General features: G+C 70.2%; 18 protein-coding genes. 17 read left to right on the forward strand and 1 reads right to left on the reverse strand.

Going from position 1 to position 17,472, the window contains the following annotated elements; translation table 11 throughout:
* Nucleotides 1–11 precede the first annotated feature (11 nt).
* The 17 genes from I596_RS08620 to I596_RS08700 all read left to right on the forward strand — a co-directional run bounded on the left by I596_RS08620 (nt 12) and on the right by I596_RS08700 (nt 16,091).
* Nucleotides 12–461: an SUF system Fe-S cluster assembly regulator gene (locus I596_RS08620; RefSeq protein WP_067646482.1), complete on the forward strand. Its 450-nt coding sequence runs from the start codon at nt 12–14 to the stop codon at nt 459–461.
* Nucleotides 462–481: 20 nt separating this feature from the next.
* Nucleotides 482–1,960: a Fe-S cluster assembly protein SufB gene (gene sufB, locus I596_RS08625; RefSeq protein ID WP_067646485.1), complete on the forward strand. Its 1,479-nt coding sequence runs from the start codon at nt 482–484 to the stop codon at nt 1,958–1,960.
* Nucleotides 1,957–2,406 (forward strand): lysozyme inhibitor LprI family protein, encoded by a 450-nt coding sequence (locus I596_RS08630; RefSeq protein ID WP_150132083.1) that lies wholly within the window; start codon nt 1,957–1,959, stop codon nt 2,404–2,406. The genes sufB and I596_RS08630 overlap by 4 nt, the downstream gene beginning before the upstream one ends.
* Before the next feature lie 53 nt (nt 2,407–2,459).
* Complete coding sequence (gene sufC, locus I596_RS08635; protein WP_067646488.1) at nt 2,460–3,221, forward strand: Fe-S cluster assembly ATPase SufC; 762 nt, start codon at nt 2,460–2,462, stop codon at nt 3,219–3,221.
* Nucleotides 3,221–4,519, forward strand: coding sequence for a Fe-S cluster assembly protein SufD (sufD, locus tag I596_RS08640; RefSeq protein ID WP_067646491.1), 1,299 nt, complete (start codon nt 3,221–3,223; stop codon nt 4,517–4,519). The genes sufC and sufD overlap by 1 nt, the downstream gene beginning before the upstream one ends.
* Nucleotides 4,516–5,751 carry a cysteine desulfurase gene (locus I596_RS08645; RefSeq protein ID WP_067646493.1) on the forward strand — a complete coding sequence of 412 codons (1,236 nt, stop codon included), beginning with the start codon at nt 4,516–4,518 and terminating at the stop codon, nt 5,749–5,751. The genes sufD and I596_RS08645 overlap by 4 nt, the downstream gene beginning before the upstream one ends.
* Entirely contained in the window at nt 5,748–6,305 is a 558-nt protein-coding gene (locus tag I596_RS08650; RefSeq protein WP_067646496.1) for a GNAT family N-acetyltransferase, read from the forward strand. Before I596_RS08645 ends, I596_RS08650 begins: the two co-directional genes overlap by 4 nt.
* A 29-nt stretch (nt 6,306–6,334) precedes the next feature.
* Complete coding sequence (locus I596_RS08655) at nt 6,335–6,769, forward strand: transcriptional repressor (RefSeq protein ID WP_067646498.1); 435 nt, start codon at nt 6,335–6,337, stop codon at nt 6,767–6,769.
* Between the two features lie 177 nt (nt 6,770–6,946).
* Complete coding sequence (locus tag I596_RS08660) at nt 6,947–7,588, forward strand: PepSY-associated TM helix domain-containing protein (RefSeq protein WP_067646501.1); 642 nt, start codon at nt 6,947–6,949, stop codon at nt 7,586–7,588.
* A gap of 13 nt (nt 7,589–7,601) precedes the next feature.
* Entirely contained in the window at nt 7,602–8,117 is a 516-nt protein-coding gene (locus tag I596_RS08665; protein WP_067646504.1) for a DUF2271 domain-containing protein, read from the forward strand.
* 58 nt (nt 8,118–8,175) lie between these two features.
* Nucleotides 8,176–8,985 carry a DUF4198 domain-containing protein gene (locus I596_RS08670; RefSeq protein WP_067646506.1) on the forward strand — a complete coding sequence of 270 codons (810 nt, stop codon included), beginning with the start codon at nt 8,176–8,178 and terminating at the stop codon, nt 8,983–8,985.
* Between the two features lie 71 nt (nt 8,986–9,056).
* Nucleotides 9,057–10,088, forward strand: coding sequence for an FAD:protein FMN transferase (locus tag I596_RS08675; RefSeq protein ID WP_067646508.1), 1,032 nt, complete (start codon nt 9,057–9,059; stop codon nt 10,086–10,088).
* Between the two features lie 8 nt (nt 10,089–10,096).
* A complete protein-coding gene (locus I596_RS08680; RefSeq protein WP_083965467.1) occupies nt 10,097–11,737 on the forward strand; it encodes a flavodoxin domain-containing protein in 1,641 nt (546 codons plus the stop codon).
* Nucleotides 11,738–11,891: 154 nt separating this feature from the next.
* Nucleotides 11,892–14,270 carry a TonB-dependent receptor gene (locus I596_RS08685; protein ID WP_067646509.1) on the forward strand — a complete coding sequence of 793 codons (2,379 nt, stop codon included), beginning with the start codon at nt 11,892–11,894 and terminating at the stop codon, nt 14,268–14,270.
* Between the two features lie 80 nt (nt 14,271–14,350).
* Nucleotides 14,351–15,037, forward strand: coding sequence for a Fe2+-dependent dioxygenase (locus I596_RS08690; RefSeq protein ID WP_067646512.1), 687 nt, complete (start codon nt 14,351–14,353; stop codon nt 15,035–15,037).
* The gene (locus I596_RS08695; protein WP_067646516.1) at nt 15,030–15,731 is read left to right on the forward strand and encodes a tetratricopeptide repeat protein; all 702 of its coding nucleotides are present in this window, start codon (nt 15,030–15,032) and stop codon (nt 15,729–15,731) included. Before I596_RS08690 ends, I596_RS08695 begins: the two co-directional genes overlap by 8 nt.
* A 45-nt stretch (nt 15,732–15,776) precedes the next feature.
* Nucleotides 15,777–16,091, forward strand: coding sequence for a Rieske (2Fe-2S) protein (locus I596_RS08700; protein WP_067651654.1), 315 nt, complete (start codon nt 15,777–15,779; stop codon nt 16,089–16,091).
* 12 nt (nt 16,092–16,103) lie between these two features.
* On the opposite strand, the gene I596_RS08705 is transcribed toward I596_RS08700, so the two are convergent.
* Entirely contained in the window at nt 16,104–17,315 is a 1,212-nt protein-coding gene (locus tag I596_RS08705; protein ID WP_067646519.1) for a hypothetical protein, read from the reverse strand.
* Nucleotides 17,316–17,472 lie beyond the last annotated feature (157 nt).

Here is a 17,472-nt window from a genome sequence, read left to right on the forward strand (position 1 = left end):
TCCCCGCCGCGATGCTACGCGTCAGCAAGCTCACCGACTATGCCACCGTCGTCATGACGGTCCTGGCCGCCGCCGACGGCGAAGTGCTGAGCGCGCAGGGGCTGGCCGAGCGTGCCCATCTGGAGGCGCCCACCGTCAGCAAGCTGCTCAAGCAGCTCGGCCACGCCGGCCTGGTCGAGTCGTTCCGCGGCGTCAACGGCGGCTACCGGCTGGCACGGCCGCCGCAGGCGATCACGGTGGCCGAGATCGTCACCGCGATGGAAGGACCGATCGGCATGACCGAATGCAGCGTGCACAGCGGCCAGTGCGGCCACGAGGCGCACTGCGGCGTCCGCGTCAACTGGCGGCGCATCAGCCAGGCGATCGAACACGCGCTCGACAGCGTGACCCTGGCCGACATGGTCAAGCCCGCCCCCCCACCGCTGCGCGTGCCGATCCCGGTCCGCGTGGCCGTCACCTGAACCTGCAAGGCAGCCCATCCATGGCCACCGAACGCAGTGACATCGAATCGCGCCTGCGCGAGCCCGCCGCCAACGACGCGATCGTCGAGGCGATGGGGCGCCGCTACGGCGCCGGATTCGTCACCGACATCGAAACCGAAACCGTACCGCCGGGCCTGTCCGAGGACGTCGTCCGCCTGATCTCGGCCAAGAAGGACGAGCCGGCCTGGATGACCGAGTGGCGCCTGCAGGCCTATCGCCACTGGCTGACGATGACGGCACCGCACTGGGCCAAGCTGGCGATCGCGCCGATCGACTTCCAGGCGATCAGCTACTTCGCGGCGCCGAAGAACCGGCCCAAGTCGCTGGACGAGGTCGACCCGAAGCTGCTGGAGACCTACGACAAGCTCGGCGTGCCGCTGCACGAGCGCGCGCGCCTGGCCGGCGTGGCGGTCGATGCGGTGTTCGACTCGGTTTCGGTCGGCACCACGTTCCGCAAGGAACTGGCCGCCGCCGGCGTGATCTTCTGCTCGATGTCCGAGGCGGTCCGCGAGTACCCGGACCTGGTCCGCCGCTACCTCGGCTCGGTCGTGCCGGTCGGCGACAACTATTTCGCGGCGCTGAACTCGGCGGTGTTCTCCGACGGCAGCTTCGTGTTCGTGCCCAAGGGCGTGCGCTGCCCGATGGAGCTCAGCACCTACTTCCGCATCAATGCGCGCGATACCGGCCAGTTCGAGCGGACCTTGCTGATCGCCGAGGAAGGCGCATCGGTGTCCTACCTGGAGGGCTGCACGGCACCGATGCGCGACGAGAACCAGCTGCACGCGGCGGTGGTCGAGCTGGTCGCCCTCGACGATGCCAGCATCAAGTACTCGACCGTGCAGAACTGGTACCCGGGCGACGAGAACGGCGTCGGCGGCATCTACAACTTCGTCACCAAGCGCGGCGACTGCCGCGGCGCGCGCAGCAAGATCTCCTGGACCCAGGTCGAGACCGGATCGGCGATCACCTGGAAATATCCCAGCTGCGTGCTGCGCGGCGACGACTCGGTCGGCGAGTTCCACTCGGTGGCGCTGACGCATCACCGGCAGCAGGCCGATACCGGCACCAAGATGATCCACATCGGCCGCAACACCAAGTCGAAGATCGTCTCCAAGGGCATCAGCGCCGGCCGCGGCCAGAACAGCTATCGCGGGCTGGTCAAGGTCGAGCGCGGCGCCGAAGGCGCACGCAACCACACCCAGTGCGATTCGCTGCTGATCGGCAAGACCTGCGGCGCGCACACGTTCCCGTACATCGAGGTCAAGAATCCCGGCGCGATCGTCGAGCACGAGGCGACCACCTCGAAGATCTCCGACGACCAGCTGTTCTACTGCCGCAGCCGCGGCATCAGCGAGGAGGACGCGGTCTCGATGATCGTCGACGGCTTCTGCAAGCAGGTCTTCAAGGAGCTGCCGATGGAGTTCGCGGTCGAGGCCAAGAAGCTGCTCGAGGTCTCGCTGGAAGGAGCGGTGGGATGACTGCCACCGCTTCGCTGCCGCTGGCGGGCCTGCTGTGGATCGGCGGGCTGGGGATGGCCTCGGCACACGCCGGGGACTGCCTCGACCGCGCGCAGAACCAGGTCCAGATCGATGCCTGCGCGGCCTCGGACTTCGCCGCCGCCGATCGCGAGCTCAATGCGGTCTATGCCCGCGTCCAACGCGACTACGCGCACGATGCGGCCTTCCTCGGCAAGCTGCGCCTCGCGCAGCGCGCCTGGATCGCGTTCCGCGATGCCGAGCTGGCCGCCCGCTACCCCGACGCCGATCCGGCCACGGCCTATGGCTCGGCCTACCCGGGCTGTGCGGCGGGCGTGAAGGCCGAGCTGACGCGCGCGCGCACCACCCAGCTCGAGCGCTGGCTCGACGGGGCCGCCGAGGGCGAGGTCTGCGCGGGTTCCGTGCGGCCCGCCGGCGCCCCGGACTGACCGGCGATTTCTTTTTCATCGAGGACCCGGCACGACCGGGTCGACGGAAGACCATGCTGAAGATCGAGAATCTGCACGTCCGCGTCGCGGGCAAGGAAATCATCAAGGGCCTGGACCTGGCGGTGAACGCCGGCGAGGTGCATGCGGTCATGGGCCCCAACGGGGCCGGCAAGTCCACGCTCGGCAACGTGCTGGCGGGTCGCGAAGGCTACGAGGTCACCGAAGGCACGGTCACGTTCGACGGCGTGGACCTGCTCGCGCTCGAGCCGGAGGCGCGCGCCGCCGCCGGCGTGTTCCTGGCGTTCCAGTACCCGGTCGAGATTCCCGGCGTCAACAACACCTATTTCCTGCGCGCCGCGCTCAATGCGCAGCGCAAGCAGCGCGGCGAGGACGAGCTCGACTCGATGCAGTTCCTGAAGCGCGTGCGCGAGAAGCTGGCCGTGCTCCACCTCAAGGACGAGCTGCTGCACCGCGCCGTCAACGAAGGGTTCTCGGGCGGTGAGAAGAAGCGCAACGAGATCTTCCAGATGGCACTGCTCGAGCCGAAGCTGGCGATCCTGGACGAGACCGACTCGGGCCTGGACATCGATGCGCTGAAGATGGTCGCGCACGGCGTCAACGCGATGCGTGACGCCGGCCGCGCCTTCGTCGTCATCACGCACTACCAGCGCCTGCTCGACTACATCGTGCCGGACTTCGTCCACGTGCTGGCCGATGGGCGCATCGTCGAAAGCGGCGACAAGAGTCTCGCGCTGAAGCTCGAAGAGCACGGCTACGCCTGGGTCGCCGACCGCAAGCTGGCCGGGGCGGCGTGATGGACGCGCCGCTGATCGACGGCCTGACGGCCGATCCGCCGCCCGCGTCGGCGGCGGCCTGGCTGGGCGAGGCGCGCGAGGCGGCGCTGGCCGCCCTGCGCCGCGACGGATTGCCCGATGCGCGCGAGGAGGCCTGGAAGTACACCAACCTGCGTGCGCTGGGCCAGCGCCGCCTGCTGCGCGGCGACGCCGGCGCGGCGACGCGTCCCATCGATCCGCACCTGCTCGGCGACGCGGTGCCGGCCGGGCCGCGCATGGTCTTCGTCAACGGACGGTTCCGCAGCGAGCTGTCGCACCTGCCCGACATCGACGGGCTGCACCTGGTGCCGCTCGACGCCGCGCTGGCCGATGCCGCCGAGATGGTCCGCGCCGGCCTGGGGCGCCACTACGAGGCGCGCGCCGAGGCCTTTGCGCGGCTCAATACCGCGACCGCCGGCGACGGTGTCGTGCTGCGGGTGGCGGACGGCGCACGCATCGCGGCGCCGGTGGAACTGGTCTGGATCGGCGCACCGGCCGAGGCGGACCTGGCCTGGAACGCGCGCATGCTGGTCGAGCTGGGCGCGGGCTCGGCATTGACGCTGATCGAGCGGCAGGCGGCGGCCGCGCCGCATGCCCACCTGGGCAACCTGGTCGGCCAGTTCACGCTCGGCGCCGGTGCGCGGCTCGACCTGCTGCAGCTGCAGGATGCCGCTGCCGGTTCGAGCCTGATCCGCCGCAGCGAGGCCCGGCTCGCTGCCGACGCGGTGCTGACGCTGCACACGCTGGAAGCCGGTGCGCAGCTGCTGCGCCACGACCTGGTGGTGGAACTGGCCGGCGATCGCTCGCGCCTGGTCTCGCGCGGCGTCTTCGCGCTGCGCGGTCGCCAGCATGCCGACACCCACCTGGACGTCCGCCACGTCGCACGCGACACGGCCTGCGACCTGGTCTGGCGCGGCGTGGCCGATGCGCGCGCGCGCGGCGTCTTCCACGGCGCGATCACGATCGCCCCGGGCGCCGATGGCAGCGACGCCATGCTCAGCAACAAGAACCTGCTGCTGTCGGCCCAGGCCGAGATCGACACCCAGCCGGTCCTGGAGATCCACGCCGACGAGGTCAAGGCGGCACACGGCGCCACGGTCGGCCAGCTCGACGAGCAGGCCTTGTTCTACCTGCGCTCGCGCGGCCTGCCGGCCGAGGCCGCGCGGTCGCTGCTGACGCAGGCGTTCTGCGCGGCGGTCTTCGCCGATGTCGGCTCGGCGCCGCTGCGCGAGCAGGTGATGGCGCGGCTGGCCGCGGCCCTGCCGGCGGAGGCCGCATGAGCCGTACGCTCACACCAGCCGATTCGCAGCGCATCCGCGCGGACTTCCCGCTGCTCGACCGCACGGTCCACGGCAAGCCGCTGGTCTACTTCGACAACGCCAACACGGCCCAGAAGCCGCGGGCGGTCATCGAGACGGTGGATCGCTTCTACCGGCACAGCAACGCGAACGTCGCACGCGCGGTCCACGCGCTCGGCGAGGAAGCGACCTCGCTCTACGAGGGTGCGCGCGACACGCTGGCGCGGTTCATCAACGCCGACGCGCGCGACGAGGTGATCCTGACCAGCGGCACGACGCAGGCGATCAACCTGGTCGCCTACAGCTACGCCCTGCCGCGGCTGGGGCCCGGCGACGTGATCCTGACGACGCGGATGGAGCACCACGCCAACATCGTCCCCTGGCAGCTGGTGTGCGCGCGCAGCGGCGCCACCGTCAAGGCGGCGCCGATCCACGCCAACGGCGAGCTCGATGCCGAGGCCTTCATCCAGATGCTGACGCCGGAGGTCAAGCTGGCCGCCGTCACGCATGTCTCGAACGTGCTCGGCACCATCAATCCGGTCGCACGGCTCGCGCGCGAGGCGCGGCGGCGCGGCATCCCGTTGCTGGTCGACGGCTCGCAGGCGGCGCCGCATCTTCCGATCGACGTGCGCGCGATCGGTTGCGACTTCTACGCGTTCACCGGCCACAAGCTGTTCGGCCCGACCGGTACCGGCGCGCTGTGGGCGCGTCGTGCGCTGCTGGAGGCGATGCCGCCGTTCTTCGGCGGCGGGGAGATGATCCGCGAAGTCCGCTTCGAGGGGACCACGTTCGCCGACCCGCCGCACCGCTTCGAAGCCGGAACGCCCAACATCGCCGGCTTCGTCGGCCTGGGTGCGGCGATCGACTATGTCCAGGGCATCGGCCTGGAGCGGATCGGCGCGATCGAGCGCGAGCTGCTGGAGCACGCGACCTCGGCGCTGCAGGCGGTGCCGGGCCTGCGCATCTTCGGCACGGCACCGGACAAGGCGGCCGTGATCGCGTTCCTGATCGACGGCGTGCATGCGCACGACCTCGGCACCTTGCTCGACCACGAAGGCATCGCCGTGCGTTCCGGCCACCACTGCGCGCATCCGCTGATGCAGTTCTACGGCGTGCCGGCGACGTTGCGCGCGTCGCTGTCGTTCTACAACACGCACGAGGAGATCGATCGCTTCGTCGAGGCGATCAGCCGCGTCCGCAGGCTGCTGGCATGAGCACGGCATCGCAGGCGCTGGGTTTCCGTTGGGCCGGGGCCGGCGACATCGCCGCGATCGTCGCCCTGGTCGAGTCGGCCTATCGGGGCGATGCCAGCCGGGCCGGATGGACCACCGAGGCCGACCTGCTCGACGGGCAGCGCATCGATCCCGAAGGCGTTGCCGCGCTGATCGACGGCGCCGCGTCGGGCGTGCTGCTGGTCGAGCGTGCGGACGGCCTGCTGGCGTGCTGCGAGCTGCGGCGGCAGCCGCCGGCGGCCTACTTCGGCATGTTCTCGGTTCGCCCGGATGCGCAGGGCGAAGGCATCGGCCGGCAGGTGATCGCGCAGGCCGAGCGCATCGCGCGCGACGACTGGGGCTGCGACCGGATACGCATGACCGTGATCGACCTGCGCGCCGAGCTGATCGCCTGGTACGAACGCCGCGGCTACCACCGCACCGGAATCCACCAGCCGTTTCCCTACGGCGATGCGCGGTTCGGCATCCCGCGGCGGGCCGACCTGCGCTTCGAGGTACTCGAGAAGGCGCTGCCGTCCGGCACGGCTGCCCGGTGATTCCGCCGGAACGGGCGCACCGGCGCCCGATGCGGTTTCGCGCCGTCGCCTGGCTGCTGGCGATCGCGACGCTCGGCGGCCACGCGCTGCCGCTGGATGCCGCAGCGAAGAGCGATATGCGCACCGGTGCGAGCGAGGAGACGGTGCTGCGCGGCGGTCGCCGGGCAGCGGTTGTCGCGGCCGTCCGGCGCAGGCCCTCCCGGCCGACGGGTGCTTCGTCCGCGCCGCTGCGCCAACGGCTGCACTCGGCCGGGCTGGCGGCGACCGTGCCGCGCCAGCAGGTGCTGGCCCTGCTGAGCGAACGCGAGCACGCCCCGATGTGCGGCCGCACGATCTATCGGGGCCTGGACTATGCGGTCAGCCAGGTGACCGTGCATCGCGTGCTGGCGCAGCTGGAATCGGCAGGCCTCGTGGAGCGCGTACGGTGCGGCGGCGACCGGCCGCTGTTCCGGCTGCGCAGCTGAGGCGCAGCGACTGACGCGGCTGCGCGTCGGGCACGATCGCGCGGCAGTCCCGGCTTGCGGCACGAACGCCCGAACGGTTCTTTACGCAATCCGGAATTGAGATTTATTCTCATTCGTGATGGAATTGCCGGCCTGCGGCGGGCATCGATGCGCCGCCGCATCGTTCGATGGTGGGCAATGACTGAGCTGCGGGCCGAGAAGCGGCCGGATCCCAAGCGCCGTGCGTTCTGGCTGAAGCATCTGCATCAATGGCATTGGATCAGTTCGGCGCTGTGTCTGGTGGCGATGCTGTTGTTCAGCGTCACCGGCGTCACGCTCAACCATGCCTCCAAGATCGAGGCGCGGCCGCAGGTGACACAGCGCCACGGCCAGTTGCCGGCGCCCCTGCTGGCACAGCTGGCCGAGGCGGGCGACACGGACAAGGCGCCGTTGCCGGCGGACGTGCGTGAATGGCTGAGCACCGAGCTGTCGCTGCGCGTCGGCGACCGCGTGGCGGAGTGGTCCGACGGGGAGGTCTACCTGTCGCTGCCGCGCCCGGGCGGCGATGCCTGGCTCAACATCGATCGCGCCGGCGGGGCGGTGGAGTACGAGAAGACCGATCGGGGCTGGGTTTCCTGGTTCAACGATCTGCACAAGGGACGCAATACCGGGCCGGCCTGGAGCTGGTTCATCGATGTGTTCGCGGTCGCCTGCGTGATTTTCTGCCTGACCGGGCTGTTCCTGCTGCAGCTGCACGCGCGGCAGCGGCCCGGCACCTGGCCGGTGGTCGGACTCGGCCTGGTGGTGATGCTGGTGATCATGATCGTTTTCATCCATTGAGCGAGGTAGTTCCATGCGTACATGGCTTGCGTTGATCCTGGGCGGCCTGGCATCGGCATCGTCGATGGCGGCGGACATGGACATCACCGTCCAGATCCCGAGCCTGGACGTCTCCGAGTACCACCGTCCGTACGTGGCGATCTGGATCGAGCGCCCCGACAACAGCGTCGCCGCCAATCTCGCGGTCTGGTACCAGCAGAAGGACACCAGCGAAGGCGCCGGCACCAAGTGGCTGGCCGACCTGCGCCAGTGGTGGCGCCGCAGCGGCCGCGAGCAGAGCTTCCCGATCGACGGGGTCACCGGCGCGACGCGCCCGGTCGGCCAGCACACGCTGCACTTCACCGGCGGCAAGGCGCCGCTCGGCGAGCTGGCTGCCGGCCCGTACCGGCTGGTCGTCGAGGCCGCGCGCGAGGTCGGTGGCCGCGAGCTGCTGAACATCCCGTTCGACTGGCCGCCCAGCGCCAGCCAGCACCTGTCCGCGCAGGGCAAACACGAACTCGGCGCGTTGGCGCTCGACCTCAATCCTTGAAGACCCGCCGACGGCCCGGCCTCGGCCGGTCCCGCACGCGCATCACCGGAGAACCTCGATGAAATCTGTACTGAAATGGGCGGCCCTGGGCCTCGCCGTCGTCCTGCCGCTGTCGGCCCAGGCCCACAAGGCCTGGATCCTGCCGTCGCAGACCGTGTTGTCCAAGGCCGGCTGGATCACCGTCGACGCCGCCGTTTCCAACGACCTGTTCTATTTCAACCACGTGCCGCTGCGCGTCGAGGGCCTCGTCGTCACCGGCCCCGACGGTGCCGCCGTCGAGGCGCAGAACAGCCACACCGGCAAGTACCGCACGACGTTCGACCTCGACCTGGTCAAGGACGGCACCTATCGCATCGCCACCGTCAACAGCGGCCTGTTCGCCGGCTGGGTCGACGAGAAGGGCGAGCGCAAGCGCTGGCGCGGCACCGCCGAGACCTTCGCCAAGGAGGTCCCGGCCGATGCCAAGGAACTCAAGGTCACCCAGTCCTCGGGCCGCATCGAGACCTTCGTCACGCTGGGCAAGCCCAACGATGTCGCGCTGAAGGCGACCGGCAAGGGCCTCGAGCTGGTGCCGGTCACGCACCCCAACGACCTGTTCGCCGGCGAAGCGGCCACCTTCGCGCTGCACATCGACGGCAAGCCGGCGGCGGGCCTGGAGGTCGAGATCGTCCCGGGCGGCAGCCGCTACCGCGACCGCCAGGACGAGATCAAGGTGACCACCGATGCGCAGGGGCGCTTCTCGGTGACCTGGCCGCAGCCGGGCATGTACTGGCTGGAGGCCTCGCTGTCGGACACCAACACCTCCGTCCCGCAGGCCAAGGAACGCCGCGCCTCGTACGTGGCCACGCTGGAAGTCCTGCCGCAGTAAGCCTCGAAGTCACGAGCGTCCGGCCGGTCCGCCCGTTTTCGCGAGCCGGCCCGGCCCGGTCCTGCGCCGCCATGAAATTCCCGATCCTATCGATCCTGCTTCTGCTCGCGGGCTGCGCGGCTGCGCCGCGCGTGGAGCGCCTGCAGGGCCGGACGATGGGGACCACCTGGTCGGTCACGCTGGTGCGGCCCGACACGGTGGATCCGCAGGCACTGGCGGCGGGCATCCAGCGTCAGCTCGATGCGGTCGTCGCGCAGATGAGTACCTGGGAAGCCGACTCGGACCTCAGCCGCTTCAACCGCGCCCCCGCCGGCACCTGGCAACCGTTGCCGGCCGAGTTCTATGCCGTGCTCGAGCATGCGCTCGCGCTCGCGCGCGATACCGACGGTGCCTACGACCCCACCGTCGGGCCGCTGGTGGAGCTGTGGGGCTTCGGTCCGGTGCGCCGCGATCGCGAACCACCGCCGGCCGAGGCGATCGCCGCCGCGCGCGCGCGCGTGGGCTGGCAGCAGGTCCGGCTGGACCCCGAGCGGCGCAGTGCCTGGCAGCCGGGCGGCGTGTACGTGGATCTTTCGTCGATCGCCAAGGGCTTCGGTGTCGACCAGGTCGCGCGCCATCTCGATGCCGCCGGCGTATCGGATTATCTCGTCGAGGTCGGCGGCGAACTGCGCGGCCGCGGCCGGCGGCCCGACGGCCAGCCCTGGCAGGTGGCGATCGAACGGCCCGGAGCGGCAGCCGGAGCGGTCGGCCGACTCGACGAGGTGGAACGCGTGCTTTCGCTGGACGATCGCGCAGTAGCGACCTCGGGCGACTACCGCCATGCGTTCGAGGATGACGGCGCGATCTATTCGCACCACATCGACCCGCGCAGCGGTCGCCCGGTGCCGCATCGCATCGCGTCGGTCACCGTGGCGGCGCGGCAGGCCGTCGACGCCGACCCGCTCGGCACCACGATGATGGTGCTGGGGCCGGAAGAGGGCATGGCCTACGCGGTCGCGCACGACGTGGCGGTGCTGTTCATCCTGCGCACCGACGCAGGCTTCGAGGAGCGCATGTCGCCGGCATTCGCGACCTTGCTCGGAACTGGAACGAAGACACCGTGATTGATGCGATGAAGCTGCGCCGCCCGTCCGCAACCGCGCTGGCGACGACCGCCATCCTGGCGGCGCTGGCGCTGCTCGCCGGATGGCTGTTCTCGCTGCAGGGCGACGCGACCTTCTGGCGCGATCCGCCGCCGCGGCGCTTGCTGGCGGCGCTGGCGGTCGTCGTCGCCTGGCTGATGCTGTGCGCCGCCGTCGCCTGGCGCACGCGGCGCCGGCGGGAAGCCGCGGCCGAGGCGGCCGTGGTGCCCGCGTCGGCGCCGGTCGCCGGCCCCCCGATCCTGGTCGCGTATGCGAGCCAGACCGGTTTCGCCGAGCAACTGGCCGGCCAGACCTTGCAGTCGCTGGTCGCGGCCGGTGCCGCGGCGCGGCTGCTGCCGCTGGCGCAGCTCGATGCGGCCACGCTGGCCGCTGCCGGCCGCGTGCTGTTCGTCGCCAGCACGACCGGCGAGGGCGATCCGCCCGACGGTGCGATCGCCTTCGTGAGCGAGGTGATGGACCGCGAGCTCCCGCTCGAAGGCGTGCGCTACGGCCTGCTCGCGCTCGGCGACAGCGAGTACGTCAACTACTGCGGCTTCGGCCGCCAGCTCGACGCCTGGCTCAGGCGGTGCGGCGCTGCGCCGCTGTTCGATGGGGTCGAGGTCGACAACGGCGACGAGGGCGCCCTGCGTCATTGGCAGCATCACCTGGGCCTGCTCACCGGGCGCGGCGACCTGCCGGACTGGAGCGCGCCGGAGTACGGCCGCTGGCGCCTGGCCGAACGCCGCTTGCTCAATCCCGGCAGTGCCGGCGATCCGTGCTTCCACCTCGCGCTGGCGCCGGTCGACGGCGCCGCCGCATGGCAGGCCGGTGACATCGCCGAGATCGGCCCGCGCAATGCCCCCGGTGATGTCGCGCGGCTGCTGGCCGCTCTGGGCCTGGACGGGCAGGCCCCGGTCCGGTCGGATACCGGCACCACGCTCGGCGACGTCCTGGCGGCCAGCCGGTTGCCGGAAGCCGCCGAGGTGACCGACCTCGATCCGCAGGCACTCGCCGATCGCTTGCAGCCGCTGCCGCATCGCGAGTACTCGATCGCGTCGCTGCCGGCCGATGGCCAGGTGCACCTGCTGATCCGGCAGATGCGGCGCCCGGATGGCTCGTTCGGTATCGGTACCGGCTGGCTGACCGCACATGCCCCGATCGGTGCGCCGATCGCGCTGCGCACGCGCAGCAACACCAACTTTCACGCGCCAGCCGATGCACGGCCGCTGATCCTGGTCGGCAACGGGACCGGCCTGGCCGGCCTGCGGGCCCTGCTCAAGGAACGCATCGCCGCCGGCCATCGCCGCAACTGGCTGGTGTTCGGCGAGCGCAACGCGGCGCACGACTGGTATTACCAGGACGAGATCCGTGCCTGGCAGGCCGATGGCTGGATCGAGCGCCTGGACCTGGCGTTCTCGCGCGACCAGGCCGAGCGCGTCTACGTGCAGCAGCGCCTGCGCGAGGCCGCCGGGGAACTGCGCCGCTGGGTGGAGCAGGGCGCTGCCGTCTACGTCTGCGGCAGCCTGGACGGCATGGCGCCGGGTGTCGATGCGGCCCTGCTCGAGGTGCTCGGCAGCGCGCTGTTCGATCGCATCGGCATCGAAGGCCGCTACCGCCGCGACGTCTACTGAGGCGCCGTGCCGCCGGACGGCGGCACACTCTGTGTCACGCGTGAGTCGGACTCGAAGAATTGTTGCGAATCATTCGCATTGCAAGTAGCATTTGTTTAACGCCCGCTGTCGGGCCGTTTTTCCCTTTCCGTCCACTTAGAGAAGAGAACCCGCGATGCGCAGTCATCCGTACATACGCTCGAGCTCGAATTCCCCGAGACGCCTGCTGACCACCGCGATCGGCGTGGCCTTTGCGTCCACCGCCTTCGGTGCACTGGCGGCATCCGAGGCGCAGCCGGCCGAAGGCGATGCGGATGCATCCAGCAGTGCGGACGCCGAGCAGCTCGATACCGTCAACGTGCGCGGCGAGGCGCTCAAGAAGCCGTCCTCGTCCAAGTACACCGAGCTGGTGCGCGACACGCCGCAGAGCATCACCGTGGTGCCGCAGAAGATCATCGCCGAGCAGAACCTGCTGACGCTGCGCGACATCCTGAGCACCCTGCCGGGCATCACCTTCGGCGCCGGCGAGGGCGGCGGCGGCTACGGTGACAGCATCAACCTGCGCGGCTTCACCGGCGGCAACGACATCACCGTCGACGGCGTGCGCGACAGCGCGCAGTACACGCGCTCGGATCCGTTCAATCTGGAGGCGGTCGAGCTGGTCAACGGTGCCAATTCGGCCTATGCCGGCGCGGGCTCGGTCGGCGGCTCGATCAACCTGGTCAGCAAGGCCGCCCGCGAAGGTGATTCGACGACGATCGCCGGTGGCCTCGGCAGCGACAGCTACCGCCGCCTGACGCTGGACACGAACCACCAGTTCGGCGAGACGACCGCGTTCCGCCTCAACCTCATGGGTCACCACAACGACGTCCCGGGTCGCGACCACGAGAAGTTCGAGCGCTGGGGCTTCGCGCCGTCGATCGCCTTCGGCCTGGGCACCGACACCCAGGTCACGCTGAGCTACCTGCACCAGAAGGACGACAACATCCCGCAGTACGGCGTGCCGTACTACAACGGCGGTCCGCTGCCGGGTGTGGACTCGTCGAACTACTACGGCTACCACAACGTCGACAAGCAGGACATCACCACCGACGCGTTCACCGCGATCATCGATCACCGCTTCAGCGAGAACCTGGCGCTGCGCAACCTCTCGCGCGTGCAGCAGGTCGACCAGAAGACGATCGTCGACGCCGTGCAGGGCGTGTGGTGCATGCCCAACAACCTGACCCCGACCGGCACGCCGTGCACGTCCGGCACCGGCGCCAGCCAGATCGTCGTGCCGATCGGCGGATACCTGCCGAGCGGCCCGCGCGGCTACGTGCGCGACACCACCAACGACACGCTCTACAACCAGACCGATTTCACCTTCGATTTCGCCACCGGTCCGGTCGCCCACACACTGGTCGCGGGCGTCTCGTTCCTGCACGAGAAGTTCGACCTCGATACCGGCTCGGTCTTCCGCAACGCCGACGGCAGCAATCCTTTCGTCGCGCCGGAACACCTGCCGTTCATGGATCTGTACAACCCCGACTCGTTCTACACCGGGCCGTACAACTACTTCCGTACCGGCAAGACCCGCGGCGAGCTGGACAACCGCGCCGTCTACGCGTTCGACACGATCAAGTTCAACGAACAGTGGCAGCTCAGCCTCGGCGCCCGCTACGAGCGCAACGAGGGCACCTCAACGGCCTATACGGTCTCCACGACGCCGGGCAGCATCGGCCAGATCACCGGTGCCGCCGCGCCGCTGGACAACGACGACAACCTGTTCTCGTTCCGCGGTGGCCTGGTCTACAAGCCGGTCGAGAACGGTACCGTGTACCTGGCCTACTCCAACTCCAAGACGCCGTCGAAGGCGTCGGTCAACGGCTCGTGCACGGTCGGCGGCGCCACCGGCGCCGGCAACTGCAACGTCGATCCGGAGACCGCGGTCAACTACGAGCTCGGTACCAAGTGGGACTTCCTCGACGGCGCGCTGTCGCTGACCGGCTCGGTGTTCCGCAACGACCGCAAGAACTACCGCGTCAACGATCCCGATCCGCTCAACCCGACCGGCGAGCAGGCGCTCGACGGCCAGGCGCGCGTGGACGGCATCCTGCTCGGCATCAGCGGCAAGATCACCGATGCGTGGTCGGTCTACGCCAACTACGCGCGCCTGGACAGCGAGGTGCTGCAGGGCGTGTCGGACTTCTCGGCCGGCGAGGGCCAGGACTGGACGCGCGGCGACCGCCTGACCAATACGCCGGAGAACTCGCTGAGCCTGTGGACGACCTACCAGGTCGCCGACTGGCAGTTCGGCTATGGCGCCACCTACCAGGGCAAGATCTGGCTGACCCAGCACAGCGCCGCCAATCCGGACGGTCCGCTGGTGACGGCGCCGGACTACTGGGTGCACCGCGCGATGGTGGCCTGGCGCGTCAACCGCAACTTCAATCTCCAGCTCAACGTCAACAACCTGACCGACAAGGAGTACTACACCCGGATCCGCAACAACGGCTGGGCGACCCCGGGCGATGGACGCTCCTATGTACTGACGGCGACCTACGGGTTCTGACCCGCCGGCTGCGGAACGGCGTAAAGTCCGACCCCGCCGCGTGAGCGGCGGGGTTTTTTCTTCGAGTCGGGGGCATCGCGATGCTGCTGCACATTCCCGGCGTGCTCGACGCCGACCAGGTCGATCATTTCCGGCAACGGCTCCAGGAGGCGAACTGGAGCGATGGGCGGATCACGGCCGGCTACCAGTCGGCCAAGGCCAAGCACAACCTGCAACTGGCCGAAACCGATCCGGCGGCGCGCGAGCTCGGCGGCATCGTGCTCGACGCATTGGCGAAGAACCCGACGTTCTTCGCCGGCGCACTGCCGCTCAAGATCTACCCGCCGCTGTTCAACGCCTATGCCGGCGGCCAGTCGTTCGGCTACCACGTGGACAACGCGGTCCGCTACGACCGGACCGTGCAGCCGCCGCGCCCGGTGCGGACCGACCTTTCGGCCACGCTGTTCCTCTGCGATCCGGATGCCTACGACGGCGGCGACCTCGTGATCGAGGACACCTACGGCACGCACAGCGTCAAGTTGCCGGCCGGCGATCTCGTCCTGTACCCGGGCACCAGCCTGCATCAGGTGCAGCCGGTGACGCGCGGTACCCGCCTGGCCTCGTTCTTCTGGATCCAGAGCATGATCCGCGAGGATGCGCGGCGCCGGCTGCTGTTCGAGCTGGACGTGTCGATCCAGCAACTGACCGCACGCATTCCGGATGCGCCGGAGCTGATCCAGCTGACCGGCATCTACCACAACCTGCTGCGGCAGTGGACCGATGTCTGAGGCGCCGGCCGATGCCGCCGCCGTCGCGCGGCGCTTGCGGGAGGCGGCACGCGACGGCGACGTCGCCGCGCAGTACCTGCTCGGCCAGATGCACCTGGAGGGGCGTGGCGTGGCGCTCGATCCGCAGGAAGGCCTGCACTGGTATCAGCTGGCCGCCAGTGCCGGGCACGCGCTGGCGATGAACATGGTCGGGCGCTGCCACGAGCTGGGTCGCGGCACGCCGGTCAACCTGGAGCTGGCCGCCGCCTGGTATCGCCGCGCCGCCGAGTGCGGCCTGGACTGGGGCCAGTACAACTACGCGCAGCTGCTGGCGAAAGGACGCGGCGTGCCCGAGGATCGGGCGCGTGCCCTGGCGCTGTATCGCCTGGCGGCCGGACAGGGGCATGCCAAGTCGATGAACCTGGTCGGCCGCCACTACGACGAGGGCTGGCTGGTCGAGCGCGATCCGGCGGCGGCGCGCGACTGGTACCGGCGCGCCGCCGAGGGCGGCGACTTCCGCGGCCAATGCAGCTATGCCTCGGTGCTGGCCCTGGCCGGCGAGATCGACGAGGCCGTGGCCTGGCTGCGCAAGGCGGCACAAACCGCGACGCCGGCCTTCCTCGACCAGCTCAAGGCCAGCCTCGCCGGGTCGCCGATCGCGTCGCTGCGGGCGCTCGGCGCGACGCTGCCGGACGGCGCGGCGGCCGTCGGCTGATACCATCGTGCACTTTGCGCGGCCGCCATGCCGCAGGAGTGCGTGATGGGGGATTGGGTCGAGGTCTGCACGACCTTCGAGTTGCTGCCGGGCGAGTTTCGCGTGGCCTGGGACGGCGACACGGCCATCGCCGTGTTCAACGTCGACGGCCAGTTCTACGCGATCGAGGACGTCTGCCCGCATGATGGCGGCGAGCTGGCCGGCGGTGTCGTCGAGGGCTTCCAGGTGGAGTGCCCGCGCCACGGCGCGCGCTTCGACCTGCGCACCGGCGACGTGCTGTGCCCGCCGGCGTACGAGCCGGTGGCCAGCTTCCCCGTCAAGGTCGAGCACGGCATCGTCTGGACGCGCGACGACCGCTGAGCGCCCGTACCGTCACCGATCCGGCAGGCCAGGGTCGAAGCCGTCGCCGAAGAGCCTGTCGCCGGGCAGCGTGACCACGGCGGCGCGCGGCATGGAGTCCGTATCGCGGCCGTTCAACAGCACTTGGCGGCCGTCCGGACTGACCGCGCTGGCGACCAGTTCCCAGCCTTCGCCGCCGAAGGCGATGCCCTGGCTGGCCAGCAGGGTGCCGAGGTCGCGCATGCCCGAGGCGGCGGTCCACAGGAACGGCCGCCGGGCCGGAAGGGCGCCGAACGGTTCCTCAGCCAGGATCGTGTAGGTGCCGACGATCGTCGTGCCGTCGTCGCTGAGGTCCCAGGCCGTGTACGGCGGCTGCGCCCCCGCCGGCAGTCCCGAAGGATCCAGGTAGGTGGCGCCGCCGGCCTCGGTCCAGAACCAGGCCAGCGCCCAGGCCGGATCGTCCGGGGTGACGTCGCCGCCGGGGCCGCCGCCGACGATCATCGAGCAGTCGGCATTGCAGGCCATGGCGCGGCCGAGCGGGCGCCCTTCGGCGTCGCGCAGCATGCTGGCGACGCCGTCGGACCAGCGTGCGCCGTAGTAGTAGCGGTTCGGAAACGCCGGATCGGGCCGGTAGTAGAAGTGACCGATCGCGACGCGACCGTCGTCGCCGACCGCCCAGGCTTCGCCGCCTTCCAGCTCCGCCGGTACCGGCAGCGTGCGCTGTCCGGCGGCCGCATCCCAGATCCAGGGACGGTTCGGTGCCGGCTGGCCCGGCACCGGCTGCATGCGGCCGGCGCCGACGATGCGCGTGCCGTCGGCGGAGACGCCGTAGGGGAACGCATCGTGCAGGCTCAGGCCGGGCAGGGGAGCCCAGCTGCCTTCGTCCTGCCGGAACCACGGCGCCAAGATGGGTGCCGGCGGCGTCTGCATGGTGCGACGGACCACCGCGATGGTCCTCCCGTTCTTCGACAGCGCCGGAGTGACGTCGCTGGTGTAGCTGATCGGGCCGCCGCCCAGGGGTTCGGGCGAGGACGCCTCCGGCGGCCAGCGCAGCACGCCGTCATCGACGGAAGTGCCCACGACGGTGCCGTCGGCGGCCAGGCTGGCGGCGTGCTCGCCCGGCTGCAGCACCAGTTCCCGGAACGCGAGCCCTTGTGCCAGCAGCGGAGTGCCGGCGAGCAGCAGGCATGAAAGCAGGGCGCGCGGCAGGCGCTGCGCGTTACGGCGGGACGTGCAAGAGGGCATCGGGGCCTCGGCAGGCGGTTCGGGAAGGACCGTAGCCTGCCGTTACGGCATCCGGCGCACATTCGCGCCGGATGCCAGGAGCGCTCCGGATGCTCCAATTGCGCTCGATCCGGAGGACCGGAACGCTAGGCCGCGATGCCGCCGGTTGCCGGCGGCA

It is taken from the genome of Dokdonella koreensis DS-123, assembly GCF_001632775.1.
Taxonomy (GTDB): domain Bacteria; phylum Pseudomonadota; class Gammaproteobacteria; order Xanthomonadales; family Rhodanobacteraceae; genus Dokdonella; species Dokdonella koreensis.

Bases quoted from the DNA above. Each gene is read 5' to 3' on its own strand.
- I596_RS08620 (WP_067646482.1), top strand. From the start codon at position 12: ATGCTACGCGTCAGCAAGCTCACCGACTATGCCACCGTCGTCATGACG.
- sufB (WP_067646485.1), top strand. From the start codon at position 482: ATGGCCACCGAACGCAGTGACATCGAATCGCGCCTGCGCGAGCCCGCC.
- I596_RS08630 (WP_150132083.1), top strand. From the start codon at position 1,957: ATGACTGCCACCGCTTCGCTGCCGCTGGCGGGCCTGCTGTGGATCGGC.
- sufC (WP_067646488.1), top strand. From the start codon at position 2,460: ATGCTGAAGATCGAGAATCTGCACGTCCGCGTCGCGGGCAAGGAAATC.
- sufD (WP_067646491.1), top strand. From the start codon at position 3,221: ATGGACGCGCCGCTGATCGACGGCCTGACGGCCGATCCGCCGCCCGCG.
- I596_RS08645 (WP_067646493.1), top strand. From the start codon at position 4,516: ATGAGCCGTACGCTCACACCAGCCGATTCGCAGCGCATCCGCGCGGAC.
- I596_RS08650 (WP_067646496.1), top strand. From the start codon at position 5,748: ATGAGCACGGCATCGCAGGCGCTGGGTTTCCGTTGGGCCGGGGCCGGC.
- I596_RS08655 (WP_067646498.1), top strand. From the start codon at position 6,335: ATGCGGTTTCGCGCCGTCGCCTGGCTGCTGGCGATCGCGACGCTCGGC.
- I596_RS08660 (WP_067646501.1), top strand. From the start codon at position 6,947: ATGACTGAGCTGCGGGCCGAGAAGCGGCCGGATCCCAAGCGCCGTGCG.
- I596_RS08665 (WP_067646504.1), top strand. From the start codon at position 7,602: ATGCGTACATGGCTTGCGTTGATCCTGGGCGGCCTGGCATCGGCATCG.
- I596_RS08670 (WP_067646506.1), top strand. From the start codon at position 8,176: ATGAAATCTGTACTGAAATGGGCGGCCCTGGGCCTCGCCGTCGTCCTG.
- I596_RS08675 (WP_067646508.1), top strand. From the start codon at position 9,057: ATGAAATTCCCGATCCTATCGATCCTGCTTCTGCTCGCGGGCTGCGCG.
- I596_RS08680 (WP_083965467.1), top strand. From the start codon at position 10,097: ATGAAGCTGCGCCGCCCGTCCGCAACCGCGCTGGCGACGACCGCCATC.
- I596_RS08685 (WP_067646509.1), top strand. From the start codon at position 11,892: ATGCGCAGTCATCCGTACATACGCTCGAGCTCGAATTCCCCGAGACGC.
- I596_RS08690 (WP_067646512.1), top strand. From the start codon at position 14,351: ATGCTGCTGCACATTCCCGGCGTGCTCGACGCCGACCAGGTCGATCAT.
- I596_RS08695 (WP_067646516.1), top strand. From the start codon at position 15,030: ATGTCTGAGGCGCCGGCCGATGCCGCCGCCGTCGCGCGGCGCTTGCGG.
- I596_RS08700 (WP_067651654.1), top strand. From the start codon at position 15,777: ATGGGGGATTGGGTCGAGGTCTGCACGACCTTCGAGTTGCTGCCGGGC.
- I596_RS08705 (WP_067646519.1), bottom strand. From the start codon at position 17,315: ATGCCCTCTTGCACGTCCCGCCGTAACGCGCAGCGCCTGCCGCGCGCC.